Annotated in this window: 14 protein-coding genes; 4 read left to right on the plus strand and 10 right to left on the minus strand. The window is 65.1% G+C overall.

The features are described 5' to 3' along the window. The first annotated feature begins 40 nt into the window (after positions 1-40). Positions 41-1927 (plus strand): CHASE2 domain-containing protein, encoded by a 1887-nt coding sequence (locus tag XI03_RS24330; protein ID WP_271593542.1) that lies wholly within the window; start codon positions 41-43, stop codon positions 1925-1927. A 193-nt stretch (positions 1928-2120) separates the two neighbouring features. Here XI03_RS24330 and XI03_RS24335 read toward each other — a convergent pair whose 3' ends face one another. The 4 genes from XI03_RS24335 to XI03_RS24350 form a co-directional block, all read right to left on the minus strand. Next, positions 2121-3623, minus strand: coding sequence for a glycosyltransferase family 39 protein (locus XI03_RS24335; protein WP_097668928.1), 1503 nt, complete (start codon positions 3621-3623; stop codon positions 2121-2123). Between the two features lie 6 nt (positions 3624-3629). Further along, positions 3630-4763: a glycosyltransferase family 2 protein gene (locus XI03_RS24340; protein ID WP_028142923.1), complete on the minus strand. Its 1134-nt coding sequence runs from the start codon at positions 4761-4763 to the stop codon at positions 3630-3632. Positions 4764-5005: 242 nt separating this feature from the next. Continuing rightward, a complete protein-coding gene (locus XI03_RS24345) occupies positions 5006-5209 on the minus strand; it encodes a hypothetical protein (protein WP_028142922.1) in 204 nt (67 codons plus the stop codon). A 128-nt stretch (positions 5210-5337) separates the two neighbouring features. After that, a complete protein-coding gene (locus XI03_RS24350) occupies positions 5338-5718 on the minus strand; it encodes a hypothetical protein (protein ID WP_271593543.1) in 381 nt (126 codons plus the stop codon). Here XI03_RS24350 and XI03_RS24355 point away from each other — a divergent pair. From XI03_RS24355 to XI03_RS24365, 3 genes are read left to right on the plus strand one after another with little or no spacing between them, the layout of a single operon-like run. Next, positions 5666-5797, plus strand: coding sequence for a hypothetical protein (locus XI03_RS24355; protein ID WP_256375077.1), 132 nt, complete (start codon positions 5666-5668; stop codon positions 5795-5797). The genes XI03_RS24350 and XI03_RS24355 overlap by 53 nt on opposite strands. A gap of 24 nt (positions 5798-5821) precedes the next feature. Next, the gene (locus tag XI03_RS24360; protein WP_085967720.1) at positions 5822-6658 is read left to right on the plus strand and encodes a DUF72 domain-containing protein; all 837 of its coding nucleotides are present in this window, start codon (positions 5822-5824) and stop codon (positions 6656-6658) included. Between the two features lie 8 nt (positions 6659-6666). Beyond that, positions 6667-7128: a DUF488 domain-containing protein gene (locus tag XI03_RS24365; RefSeq protein WP_271593544.1), complete on the plus strand. Its 462-nt coding sequence runs from the start codon at positions 6667-6669 to the stop codon at positions 7126-7128. Between the two features lie 132 nt (positions 7129-7260). On the opposite strand, the gene XI03_RS24370 is transcribed toward XI03_RS24365, so the two are convergent. The 6 genes from XI03_RS24370 to XI03_RS24395 all read right to left on the minus strand — a co-directional run bounded on the left by XI03_RS24370 (position 7261) and on the right by XI03_RS24395 (position 13384). Continuing rightward, complete coding sequence (locus tag XI03_RS24370) at positions 7261-8175, minus strand: PhzF family phenazine biosynthesis protein (RefSeq protein WP_271593545.1); 915 nt, start codon at positions 8173-8175, stop codon at positions 7261-7263. A 184-nt stretch (positions 8176-8359) separates the two neighbouring features. After that, complete coding sequence (locus XI03_RS24375) at positions 8360-9667, minus strand: adenylate/guanylate cyclase domain-containing protein (RefSeq protein WP_028142917.1); 1308 nt, start codon at positions 9665-9667, stop codon at positions 8360-8362. Positions 9668-9697: 30 nt separating this feature from the next. Beyond that, positions 9698-10861 (minus strand): ABC transporter permease, encoded by a 1164-nt coding sequence (locus XI03_RS24380; RefSeq protein ID WP_038948008.1) that lies wholly within the window; start codon positions 10859-10861, stop codon positions 9698-9700. Beyond that, positions 10858-11790 (minus strand): ABC transporter ATP-binding protein, encoded by a 933-nt coding sequence (locus XI03_RS24385; protein WP_028142915.1) that lies wholly within the window; start codon positions 11788-11790, stop codon positions 10858-10860. Before XI03_RS24385 ends, XI03_RS24380 begins: the two co-directional genes overlap by 4 nt. Further along, positions 11787-12704, minus strand: coding sequence for an HlyD family secretion protein (locus XI03_RS24390; RefSeq protein ID WP_240536402.1), 918 nt, complete (start codon positions 12702-12704; stop codon positions 11787-11789). The genes XI03_RS24385 and XI03_RS24390 overlap by 4 nt, the downstream gene beginning before the upstream one ends. Next, positions 12701-13384: a TetR/AcrR family transcriptional regulator gene (locus XI03_RS24395; protein ID WP_038948011.1), complete on the minus strand. Its 684-nt coding sequence runs from the start codon at positions 13382-13384 to the stop codon at positions 12701-12703. Before XI03_RS24395 ends, XI03_RS24390 begins: the two co-directional genes overlap by 4 nt. Positions 13385-13470: the final 86 nt, after the last annotated feature.

The following is a 13470-nucleotide window of genomic DNA, read 5'->3' on the forward strand; positions in this document are numbered from 1 at the left end:
CTCTCAGGCCCGAAGAAAAAGAAGATTGCAGTACGACGTAATGACGAGACGCGTTCAGATCCTGGTGGCACTCGCCCTCACCGCGCTGTGGGGCGCGGGCATCTTTGCCGCGCACGCAGGCGGCCATCTGCGCTTTCTCGACCGCCTCGAAGCAACGCTGACCGATTGGCGAACACAGGTCCGCGGGGTGCAGCGTCCGCCCGATCTCGTCACCATCGTCGCGATCGACGACACCGTGGTGAAGCGCGGCGGCAGCTATCCGCTGCCGCGCGCCGATCTCGCCCGCGTCGTCGACACCATCGTGCAGTTCAAGCCGAAGGTCGTCGCGATCGATCTCCTGCTCGTCGACCGCAGCGCTGCGATCGGCGACGCCACGCTCGCAAACACGCTCGCCACCGGCCCCATGGTGCTCGCCGCCGCGGCAATCTTTCCTTCCGCCAGCGAAAATGTGGCGCCCGGCAGTGCAGGTCCCCTCGCCGTGCTGCCGCAAGCCGAACGTTTCCTGCTGCCGCTGCCAGCGTTCGCCGACCACGCCGAGGTCGGCATCGTCAATGTCGCAACCGGACAATCGGGATCGCCGCTCTCGGTGCCGATGCTGTTCCGGACCCGCGACAAGGTCGAGCTGTCGTTCCCGTTGCGCGTCGCGACGCGCGCGCTCGACAAGCCGCTGACGATCGCGCCGGATCACCTCATGCTCGGCGATCGCGCGGTGCCGACCGACACCGATTTCGCGCTGCCGATCACCTATTACGGTCCCCGCCGCACCATCCGCACCGTAAGCGCGCAGAGCATTTTCGACGGCACGCTCAATCGCGATGCGATCGAGAACCGGATCGTCGTGATCGGCGCCTCGGTCGCCGGCGGCGGCGACTTCTACCCGACACCGTTCGATTCCCTGATGCCCGGCGTCGAGGTGGTCTCGACCGCGATCACCCACCTCGTTTCCGGCGACGGCATCGTGCGCGACCACAGGGTCCATATCGCCGACGCGCTCGCTGCGATCCTGCTGCCGATGCTGCTGGTCGGCTTGCTGGCCTGGCGGCGTAGCGCGCTCGGCATCATGGCGGCGGCCGCGGTGATGATCGCCTGGGCCGGCCTCAATGCCTTCGCGTTCACGCATGGCGTCTGGCTGAATGCGGCAACCACGCTCGCCGCCGCGGTGCCGCCGGTTGCGATCTTTGCCGGTGTGCAGCTGTGGGCCGGGGGCCGCCGCACGCAATATCTCGCCGCCAAAAGCAGGTCTCTCGCACAATTCCAGGCACCGGCCGTGCAGGAATGGCTGGCGCGCGATCCGAATTTCCTGTCCAAACCGGTCCGGCAAGACGCCGCGATCGTCTTCATCGATCTCTCCGGCTTCACTTCCTTGAGCGAACGGATCGATCCGGACGCGCTTCAGGAGATCCTGCAGGCGTTTCACGCGCGGATCGACAAGGCCGCGGTCGATTGCGGCGGCATGATCACCGGCTTTCTCGGCGACGGCGCCATGATCCTGTTCGGTCTGCCGGCCGCGATGCCCGATGACGCCGCGCGCGCGCTCAAATGCGCGATCGACCTGCATCGCGGCGTCGACCACTGGATCGCCTCGCTGCCGTCAGCGATCGGCGGTCAGCTCGGCTTCAAGATCGGCGCGCATTTCGGCGAGATCGTCGCCTCCCGCCTCGGCGAAAGTCACCAGCACATCACGGCGACAGGCGACACGGTCAACGTCGCGAGCCGGCTGATGGAAGTCGCCGTCCAGAACGATGCACGACTCGCCCTGAGCAATACGCTGCTGGATACGGCCGACTTCCACGGGGCTCCCGACGGCGTCCTGTCGGGCCCCCTGCTCGCCCAGGTCCGTGGCCGCTCCGGCGTCGTGACCGTGTGGTTCTGGCGGGATCACAGTGGGCCGGGCCAGGGTGCGACAAAGGCTGAGATGATCGACTGATAGTCGTTGCTATCGACCCAGCACTCGGCTGTCGTCCCCGCGAACGCGGGGACCCATACCGCGTGATCTGTCGCTGAGCACAGCTGGCCATACCAACTGAAAGATCGCCCACGAACAGTCTTCGCCAAACTGCTCCCTGGGGGTATGGGTCCCCGCGTTCGCGGGGACGACGCTGTGGAAGCAGTGCGGCCTACTACCGCGCTTCCGGCGGCGGCGAGCGGTCGAGGACGTCGCCCTTGGCGCCCTCCAGCAGATCGACGCTGTAGGTCTCGACCACGAGGGGCCCGCGCTTGCGCTGCAATTGCGCGACCTGCGTCACCTTCGCAAAGAGGTCGTTGAGGACGGGATGACCGTCCGGGCGCAGCTCGTCGATATAGAGCAGCTTGCCCGCGAGCAGCTTTGGATCGGGCTCGCCCATGTTGACCCAGCGGATGCGTTGGTTCTGCTGCACCACACAGGTGCCGCGGGGCAAGTAAAAGGCCAGCCAGCCCGTGGTGCCGTAGTCCTGCGCGAGCACGCAGGTCGCGCCATGGCGCGCGCGCACGGCTTCGATTTCGGCAGCGAGCTCGCGCCAGCCGACGCCGACGCTGCGCACGGTGGCATCGCGGCGATAACCCGAGAGCCAGCCGGTGTTGGCCTGCACGATGAGTGCTGCAAACATCACGATGCCGACAGGCGCGGCCCAGCGCAGGCAGAAATCCACCAGGCGGCGCTGGCGCGGCTTCCATTGCACGAGGTTGGCGGCAGCAGCCGCGGCGACGACGAAGGGCGGATAGACCGGCGCGAACCAGTTGGCCTCGACGCGGGCATGCAGCGAATGCCAGACGAAATAGGCGACGATGGTCCAGAACATCGCCTCGATCAGCACACGCGAGGCCAGTGCGCCGGCCCGGCGCCAGGTCAGCGCGTGCAGACCCATCGCGCCGAGGATGAAGACCAGCGGGGTTGCGAACGCGATCTGGGTGGGGATCAGCTCGGCGATGAAGACGGGTCGGAAGTCCTCGATCTTCGCGCGCCCGAGCTGCTTTGCGAACGAGACCCATTGATGGTCCGCATTCCAGAGGATCACCGGCGAGAACAGCGCCAGAGCAACGAGACCGCCGAGATAGGGCCAGGGCGAGAGGAACCAGCGCCTGAGCTTCGGCACGCAAGCGAGCCAGATCAGGATCCCGGCGCCAAAGAACATCGCCGTGTATTTCGACAGCAGTGCCGCACCGACGGCCGCGCCGACCGCAAGCCACCAGACGCCGCGGCCGGTCTCCAGTACTTTTGCGAGGAAGAACAGCACGAAGCTGGATGCGACCAGGAGCGGCGCATCCGGCGTCACGATCAGCGTGCCGACGGAGGCCATCATGGTTACGTTGAGCAGGACGGCGCTGGTCGCCGCCACGCGCGCGCCGCCGAACAGGATCGCAGCGGAGCGGTAGATCGCATAGCTCATCGGCAGTGCGAGCAGGATCGAGACGAGGCGGACGCCGAGTTCGGTATCGCCGGCGATCATGGTGCCGGCGCGGATGACATAGGCGACCATCGGCGGATGGTCGTAGTAGCCCCCGGCGAGGTTGTTCGACCACATCCAGTAATAGGCTTCGTCGAAGGTGATCGGCGTGAACGCGGCCGCGACGAGCCGCAGGGCCACCAGCGCCAGAATCAGCAGCACGGTATTGCGGACGATCCGCGCGTCAGCCCCGCCCATCGTGGGTTATTTCTTGCGCCAAACGAACAGGCCTGACATCGCGTAGTTCCACACCACACCCATCAGCGCACCGGCCATGCCGGCCAGCCACCAGATCGGCTCCTGGTCGTAGACCGAGAAGGCGACGCCGACATTGGCGAGCAGGCCGACGCTGCACACGATGTAAAAGGCGATCAGGCCGCGCAGCAGCGCAAAGCCCTTCAGCCGCTGGTCGCGATAGGTGAGGAAGTTGTTGAGGATGAAATTGCTGGTCATGGCGACGATGGCGCCGGCGGCCTGCGCCTCCGCGAACGGCACCTTGAACAACTGAAGTCCGATGAACAGCGTGGTGAGATGCACCACGAGGCCGATGCCGCCGACCATCGCGAACAGGATGAAGCGCAGCGAGACGATGTCGTTGCTCAGCTTGGCCAGCACGAGGCCGAGGAAATCGAGCGCGACCATGGAATCGAGCTTGCTCTCGCCGTGCTGACGGGCGCCGAAAGTGTAGGGAATCTCGACCGCCCGCAAGCCGCCGTGCGCGGTCGCGACGACGTCGAGCAGGATCTTGAAGCCGTGCACGGAGAGCTTCGGCGCGAGCTGCTCGAAACGATCGCGGCGGATCATGAAGAAGCCGCTCATGGGATCGGCGATCTCGACCCGCAGCATCTTCCTGGCGAACTCGGTTGCCAGCGCGCTGGCGCCGGCGCGCTGCTTGTTGAAGCCCTCGCTCTTGTAGCCCTCGATGTAGCGGCTGCCGACCACGAGGTCGGCCTCGTCGCTTGCGAGCAGCAACAGCATTTTCGGCAGTTGCGTCTCGTCGTGCTGGAGGTCGGCGTCGATCACGGCCACAAAGGGCGCGCTGGACGCCAGGATGCCCTCGATGCAGGCGCCCGACAGGCCGCGGCGGCCGATGCGGCGGATACAGCGCACGCGGCTGTCCTGCTGCGCCAGCGCGCGCACGACGTCCCAGGTGCCATCAGGTGAATTGTCGTCGACGAACACGACTTCCCAGGCGACGTTGGCGAGCACCGCCTCCAGCCGCCGGTACAGCACCGTGACATTGTCGCGCTCATTGAAGGTCGGGACGATGACCGACAGTTCCGGCCCTGCTTGAGCCTGCAGCGGATTGTCGGAGCCCGGTCTGATCGCTTCATTCATGACGGCAGCGTATATCCGCCGCGTCCTGCGCTGCCAAGCCGGGGTTTCCAAGGGAATTTGGCCAAAAGAGGCCTTAAAATGCCAACGACCCCGGAACGGCGGGCCGCGCGTACATCCGGCGCGAGCCCAAGCTATTCCAAGGTCGTTCCAACGCCGGAGTTTTTCGCTCAACGGCGCCGTTAAAAGCTAGATAGGAATGACAAGACCGCTTCGCAAGGGGCGAAAACCACGATTTTCGTGCCTTATTGGTTGGGCACTTCCCGGATGATCGGCCCGCGCGGCGCCGGCGCGGCGGGAGCCGCGGGTGCGGCAGCCGGCGCCGGCTCGACTTTCGCCGGCTTAGGCGGCTTGCCGTACTGGCCAATCGGCCCGAACACGACGGCGACTGCAAGCACGATCGCGGCAGCGATCACGCCCAAAATGCCCCCTACCGACTCAGACGCCATGGAAACCCATCCCCGTTCCAGATACGCCCCGTGATATCACGGATGCGCGCGGAGCCGGAAGGGCTGCCGAAAGGCGAATGGCGGATGAGGCGGTCCAGGCTTCTCCCCTGCTCGCTATTGGCCATTGCCTACTTCGCCGGCGGCCTCTGCTTGACGAAGGCCGTCACGATGTTCTTCTGCGCGGCCTCCACTGCCCTGTTCGCGGTAGCGAGATGGGCGCCGGCATCGATGCTCGGGTACTGCGTGGTGAGATAGTCGAGCAGCGCCACCCGATAATATTGCCGCTCCGACGAACAGGCGCCCGCGACCGAGCGGCCAAAATCCTGTTCCGTCATTCCCCGATTGCTGTCGCGCGAATATTCCCGCGCCAGGCAATGCCAGTAATCGTCGCGGCCCTGCATGGCGAGCTTCTGCGCGCCCTTCGCATCGTCGTCATCCGCAACAACTGGAGATATCATGGCAGCAGATGTCATCATGACGAGCGCCGCTCCCACCATCAGCATCCGCATCTTTTTCTCCTTTTTCGCAGATCCTGCCGCGACCTTAGACGGGACGCAGCAACTGGCCAATCACAACTGGTTTGACTAGGATGACGGCATCCCCTCCACGTCGATGCGAGATCCTTCCGTGGCCAAAGCAAAAACTGCGTCCAAAAAGTCAGGCAACATCTTCATCGGCATCGGCGGCTGGACGTTCGAGCCGTGGCGCGGCGTGTTCTATCCGGAGAAGCTGACGCAGGCGAAGGAGCTGTCCTACGCGGCCTCGAAGCTGACCTCGATCGAGATCAACGGCACCTATTACGGCTCGCAGAAGCCGGAGAGCTTTCGCAAATGGGCGAGCGAGGTGCCCGACGGCTTCGTGTTCTCGGTGAAGGGACCGCGATTCGCCACCAACCGCCGGGTGCTGGCGGAAGCCGGCGATTCCATCAAGCGGTTCTATGATTCCGGCGTGCTGGAGCTCGGCGACCGTCTCGGGCCGGTGCTGTGGCAGTTCGCGCCGACCAAGAAATTCGACGGCGCCGATTTCGGCAAGTTCCTCGAGCTATTGCCGCGCAAGCTCGAGGGACGCGCGCTGCGCCACGTCGTCGAGGTCCGCCACGACAGCTTCTGCACGCCGGACTTCGTGGCGCTGATCCGCGAGTTCGAGACGCCCGTGGTGTTCGCCGAGCACGGCAAATATCCCGCCATCGCCGACGTCGCCGGTGATTTCGTCTATGCCCGGCTGCAGAAGGGCAATGACGAGATCAAGACCTGCTACCCGCCCAAGCAGCTCGATGCCTGGGCCGAGCGCCTTCAGGCCTGGGCTTCGGGCGGCGAACCGGACGACCTGCCCAAAGTTGACAAGGCCAAGCCAAAGAAGGAGCCACGCGACGTGTTCGCCTACGTCATCCACGAGGGCAAGGTGCGCGCACCGGCCGGCGCCATGGAACTGATCGCAAGGGTGAGCTGAGGTGCGCCATGGCAAAGGCGAAAAAGCTGTTCACCATCGGCTATGAGCAGACGCCGCCCAAGGCGGTGCTGGATGAGCTGGTAGAGGCTGGCGTCAAGCTCGTGGTCGACGTGCGCGCGGTGACGTCGTCACGCCGGCCGGGCTTTTCCAAGAAGCAGCTTGCCGCGGGTCTCGACGAGCGCGGCATCGCCTATGTCCATCTCGCCGCGCTCGGCACGCCGAAGGAAGGCCGCCTCGCCGCGCGCAGCGGGCAATACGACGTGCTGGAGAAGATTTTCTCAAAGCACCTGAAGGCGCCCGAGGCCAGGGAAGCGATGGACGAGCTCTCGGCGCTGGTGAAGAAGGCCGGTCCCGTGTGCCTGCTCTGCTACGAGAGGGATCACACGCATTGCCACCGCCAAATGATCGCGGAGATCATCGAGGAGCGCGATGGGGTTGCGGTGAAGAACTTGGCGGGACGGCAGGTGTAGCCGGAGCTCGGGCGGGGAACGAAACCACGACGGCGTGCCCCAGGTTGCACCTCGGCCGCGCATCCTTCGAGGCTCGCAAGGGCTCGCATCTCCAGCGACAACGGCTTCGCCATTGCGCGGGGATGATGGTTCCTATCCCTCCCCTGCCAGCTTGAACGTCCCCTCCATCATTTGCACGCAGCTGCCGCCGACATGGGCGGAGATGATCTTGCCGTCCTGCTTGCGCACGCGCGTCAGCAGGATGCTCGGCCGGCCCATGTCAAAGCCTTGGCCGACGGTGAGCTTCAACTCGCCATCGCGCGCGGGATCGAGGTCGGCGAACAGCGCGGCCGCGGCAACCGTCGCGCTGCCGGTGGCGGGATCCTCAGCGTAGCCGCCGGCGCCGCGCATGAACATCCGCGCCTGGATCTCGCTAGGCGCCTCTGCCGCGGGCACATCGCGCGTATAGAACCACACCGAGACTGCACCGTCGCGCGGCAAGAGCCTGCCGAAGGCCGCCGCGTCGGACCTGGCCCGCTTCAGCGCATCGCGCGAACGTACTTCCGCCACCACGAAGGGCGTTCCGACGCCGACGACCTGCGGCGCATGGCGATCGGTCCTGATGTCATCGGCGCTCAGGGAAATGCAGGCCGCGACGTCTTCGGCAGAAAGTTGCGCAAGCCGTGACAGCGGCTGCGGCGCGGTGAGCTCGGTGCTGACCACCCGTCCCTGCTCGCGAAAAATATCGACCGGCACGAGCCCGGCCTTCTCCTCGAATAGCAGGCGCGGCTTCGGCTCCTTGGCGAGGCTCGCCAGCACGAAGGAGGTCCCGATATTGGGATGGCCCGCAAACGGCATCTCCCGGACCGGTGTGAAGATACGCACCTCGGCATCATGGGCCTTGTCGCGCGGCGGCAGCACGAAGGTGGTCTCGGAATAGTTGAACTCGGTCGCGATCGTCTGCATCTGCGCCGTCGTGAGCCCGCCGGCGTCGAGCACCACGGCGAGCTGGTTGCCGCCGAAGGCGCGGTCGGTGAACACGTCGACGGTGATGTAGCGGCGCTGCATCGTCACTTCCTCATGCAAGTCGCGGCCGCGACCGGCCGCATCGGGCGGCAGTCTATAGGCCGGCGACATCGCTCGTCATGCCCCAAAATTCGGAGCAATCGGAGCAATCGCGGAAGAGATTCTAGAAGCCTTCAACGAACCGCGGCTCGCTTCAACGAAACGCGACTCACATTTGAAGGCCCCCTCAGCCGAGCTGAAACACCGCCACCTTCCGCTCATAGCCGCGCACCTCGACCTCGCCGAGCGCAACGGCATCGTCACCATCGTTGCCCAGCGCCTCGCGCACGGTCGCGGAAATCAGCAGTTGCGAGCCGAACTCCTTGTTCAGCGCCTCCAGGCGCGATGCGAAGTTCACGGTGTCACCGATCACCGTGTACTCCTTGCGCCGGGGCGAGCCGATATTGCCGGCGACGACCTCGCCGAAATGAATGCCGATGCCGATGCGCAGCGGCCAGCTCGTCTGTGCGTTGATGCGGTCCATCGCACTCAGCATCTCGCGGCCTGCGGCCACCGCGCGATGCGCGGCGTCGGAGGCTTCCAGCGGCGCGCCGAACAGCGCGAGAAAGCCATCGCCGAGAAACTTGTTCACGATGCCGCCGTGGCGATCGAGGACGTCGACCAGCACCGCAAAGGCGCCATCGAGCCGGTCGACCACCTCCTGTGGGGTGCGCGACTGCGCGCCCGCCGTGAAGCCGCGGAAATCGACGAACATCACAGCGACGCGGCGGACGTCGCCGCCACCACTGGTTCCCGCCGCCATCAGCCGCTCCACCACCTGCGGAGAGACGTGCTGGCCGAACAGGTTCGTCACCCGGTCGCGTGCGGTCGCCGCCGCGATGCTCGCGGCGAACTGGCGGCGCAGCTGAGCGCCGACCGCGCCCGCCAGCGCGCCACAGATCAGGATGACGATGCTGCGCACAGCGTGGAAATAGATCAGGGGCTCGCCGGCCTCGTCGGCCGCGTTGTAGAGCAGCGCGACAGACAGAAGCCCGGCTGCGGCGACGAAGCCTGTGAACGCAGAGAGCCAGAAGTCGAGCCGCAAGGTCGAGAGGATGACGAAGATGAAGTACATCAGCGGCACGGCGAAACCGAGCGCCTGGCTCGCGCCCATGGTCCGGGTTTGCAGGATCAGGATCACCGTTGGCAGCGAAGTCTCGATCAGCGTGCCGATATAGCGCCGGATCACCGGCAGATCGCGATCGAGCCGGAGGTTCTTCCTGATCTGGGTGTGGACCCAAACCTCGAACAGGATGAAGCCGCCGAGCAGGCCGTAGACCTCGACAAGCCCTTCCGTTCCGCGCCACACCCGGTTCACCACACTGGGGTCGATCAAATAGATCGCGGTGAGCAGCACCATCATGACGCAGCCCGTCATGATCAGCGCCCGCACCCGGAGCAGCTCGGTGCGAAGCACTTCGCGTGTCAGCTCGCGCTCGAAATCCTCCGATAGCACGGCGTGCTGCCGTGTCCTCCTGCTGGCAAATCTGACCATTCCCGCCCCTCGATTCCGGGGTATTGTGCCTCAATCCAGCGTGCGGCGGAAGCGCGTCACGGCGATGGTCATGGCGAGCGCCATCAGGATCGCCAGTGCCAGGGCGTCGAAATGTAGATTCTGCATGGTCGCGCCCTTCAGCATGATGGCGCGGACGATGCGAAGGTAATGCGTCAGCGGCAGGCATTCGCCGAGGTACTGCGCCCAGGTCGGCATGCCCGCGAAGGGAAACATGAATCCGGACAGCAGAATGCTCGGCAGGAAGAACATCATCGACATCTGCATGGCCTGGAGCTGGTTCTGCACCACGGTCGAGATGGTGTAGCCGATCGACAAATTGGTGGTGATGAACAGCGTCGAGAGCAGTGCCAGCAGGAACAGATTGCCGAGCACGGGGACGCCGAACAGGCCAACCCCGATGCCGATGATGAGAAACGCCTGCACGAAGCCGACGAGCACGTAAGGCACGATCTTGCCGAACATCACCTCGACCGGCTTGATCGGCATCGACAGCAGGCTCTCCATGGTGCCGCGCTCGACCTCGCGCGTGACCGACAGCGCGGTGAAGATCAGCATGGTCATGGTGAGGATGGTGCCGACCAGGCCCGGCACGATGTTGAGGCTGGAGGCGGCGGCCGGATTATAGCGGGCATGCGCGCGGATCTCGAACGGCATCTCCGGGGGATCGCCGATGTAGAGATCATGCTTGAGCGCGGTCTGCACGACCATGCCGAGCGAGCCGATCGCCGCGCTCGCCGCCACCGGGTCGGTGGCATCGGCCGCAACCAGCAGCGCCGGTCTGTCGCCGCGCCGCACCGCGCGCTCGAAGCCGCGCGGGATCTCGACACCGAACAGCACCTTGCCGGATTTCAGCAGATTGTCGAAATCCTCGACATCGTGCACCTCGTAAAGGAAGCGGAAATAGGCAGTGTTCTCCAGAGCTTTCAGGATCGAGCGGGCGAGATCGGAGTCCTCCTGGAGCAGCACCGCGCTCGGCAGATGATGCGGCGTGGTGTTGATGGCATAGCCGAACAGCATCAGCTGCATCACCGGCAGCATCACGATCATCGCGAACGAGACGCGGTCGCGCCTCAGCTGGATAAACTCCTTGATCAGCATCGCATAGGAGCGCCGCAGGAAGCCGAAGCGCTCGCGGATTTCGTGCTGTGGTGCGGGATGATCGACGGCACTCATTGGAAATTGTCCTTGGAGCGCCCCATCAGTTCGATGAACACGTCTTCCAGTGAGGGATGCGACTTCTGCCAGTGCAGGCCGCTTCGCTCGCGCCACGGCGCAATGCTGGCTTCGAGCGCGGCAACGTCCCGCCCCGAAACGTGCAGCGAGGTGCCGAACGGCGCCACCATATCCACGCCGGGCTTGCCGGTGAGCTCGGCCGCGAGCTCGTTCAGGTCTTCGCCCGTCACGGTGTAGGTCGTCAGCGCGGATTTCGCGATCACCTCCTCCACGGTGCCGTGCACCAGCAGATGGCCGTAGGCGATGTAGGCGATCTCGTGGCAGCGCTCGGCCTCGTCCATATAATGGGTCGAGACCAGCACGGTGAGGCCCTCGGCGGCAAGCGCGTGGATCTCGTTCCAGAAGTCACGCCGCGCCTTGGGATCGACGCCGGCGGTCGGCTCGTCCAGCAGCAACAGTTTCGGACTGGGCAGCGTGCAGGCACCCAGCGCCAGCCGCTGCTTCCAGCCGCCGGAAAGCTCGCCCGCAAGCTGCTCCTCGCGTCCCGAGAGCCCGAGCCGCTTGATCATGTCGCGCGCTGCCCCGCGCGCGTCGGCCAAGCCATAGAGCCGCGCGACGAATTCGAGATTCTCGCGCACCGAAAGATCCTGATAAAGGCTGAAGCGCTGGGTCATATAGCCGACCTGGCGCTTGATCTTTTCGGCATCGCGGCGGATGTCATAGCCGAGACAGGTGCCCTCGCCGCTATCCGGGGTGAGGAGACCGCAGAGGATACGGATGGTCGTGGTCTTGCCCGAGCCGTTGGGCCCGAGGAAGCCATAGATCGAGCCGCGCTTCACCTGCATCGACAGATCGTGCACGACCTCGCGGCCGCCAAACGATTTGGTCAGGCCCTTGACGTCGATCGCGATGCCGCTCTCGCCATTCATCGCTTGTCCGCCACCGGTGTCTTCGGATTGAGATAGACGTCGATCGGCTGTCCGACCCGCAGCGCGTCGGGGCGCGACGGCCGGGCCTGGATCAAATAGACCAGCTTGTTGCGCTCATCGAGGCTGTAGATGACAGGCGGGGTGTATTCGGCCGAGGTCGCAATGAAGTAGATCTTTGCGGTGAGATCGGCCGCGCAATTGTCGCAGCCGATCCGCACCGTGTCGCCGATCGCAAGCTTCGGCAGCGCGGTCTCTGGCACGAAGAAGCGCAGCTTCATGTTGCCGGGCGGCATGATCGACAGCACCGGGCGCTGCGCCGCTACCATCTCGCCCTCGCGGAAATAGATCTGCTGGATGGTGCCGGCAACGGGCGCAAAGCCCTTGCGCCGCGCCATCCGCGTCTCCGACGTCGCCACCCGCGCTTCCGCGACGCGCAAGGCAGACACGGCCGAATCGAGATTGGCCTGCGTGCCGGAGCCGGTCTTGCTCAGCGAGGCCGCGCGATCATAGGTCTGTTGCGCGTTGGCGAGCGTCGCCTTTTGCTGATTGAGATCGGCAAGCTGAAGGTCGTCGTCGACGGAATAAAGGGCATCGCCGACCTTGACCTCGTCGCCCTCGCGGACATTGAGCTTCGTCACCCGCCCCGCTTCGTCCGGGCTGACGAAGATCATGTCGGCCTCGACCCAGCCCTGGAAGCCGGGATCACGCTTCTCGTTGCACCCGGCCAGACCGGTGGCGAGTGCCAGAACCGCGATCGCACAGAGGCGCGACAGATTCGGCTGTCGATCCCTCACCCTGAGGAGCCGCGAAGCGGCGTCTCGAAGGGCGAGAAGCCACAGCCGGGCCTGCATCCTTCGAGACGCGCGTTCCGCGCTCCTTAGGATGAGGTGAGAGATGGTTCGTGACGACGTCATGTCGTCCTCCGTTCGCCAAAAATCAAATCGAGATGAACGCGCAGCATGTCCTGCGCGTCGAGCGGCGCGTGCCGCGCAAACAGGCTTTGCCAGATCACCGCAATCATCGCGGGCGCGACCAGGATCTGCGGATAGCGCGCGAGGTCCTTCTCCCGGATCTCGCCGCGGGCGATGCCGAGCTCGATCAGCGTGCGCATCGCGGCGATCCCGCGCGAGACGACCTCGCGGTAGTAGAAATCGGCGACGGACGGAAAGCGCGGGCCCTCCGCCACAATCAGGCGTACCAGATCACCCCGCCTGGTGCCGATGACCTCTTTCAGGAAATTGCTGGCAAAAGCCTCGACGAGGTCGCGCACCGAGCCCGTCGGCGGCGGCAGTGCGGTCAGCCGCGCCACGACCGGCACGATCACGACGCGCACCAGCTCCTCGAACATCGATTCCTTGTCCTTGAAGTGAAGGTAGATCGTGCCCTTGGCGACGCCGGCCCGTTTGGCAATGTCGTCGAGGCGCGTTGCGGCAAAACCGCGGGCGATGAACTCCTCCATCGCGGCGTCCACGATCGCCGCGCGCCGCTCCTGCGCGCGCGCAGCACGGTTCGATGCAGGCACCTCTCGGCGGGCTGACGCAGGCTCCGCGCCCTGTGCCGACTTGTTGGCGAGCTTGGTCGACTTCTTCATCATTGGATATATATGACTGACTAGTCAGTCATAGTCAAGTTGAGGCTGTTCTCTTTGGGTAGCCTCAACAAATTAGTATTGACTAATGA

The sequence above is a fragment of the Bradyrhizobium sp. CCBAU 65884 genome (assembly GCF_028128835.1).
GTDB lineage: Bacteria > Pseudomonadota > Alphaproteobacteria > Rhizobiales > Xanthobacteraceae > Bradyrhizobium > Bradyrhizobium ottawaense.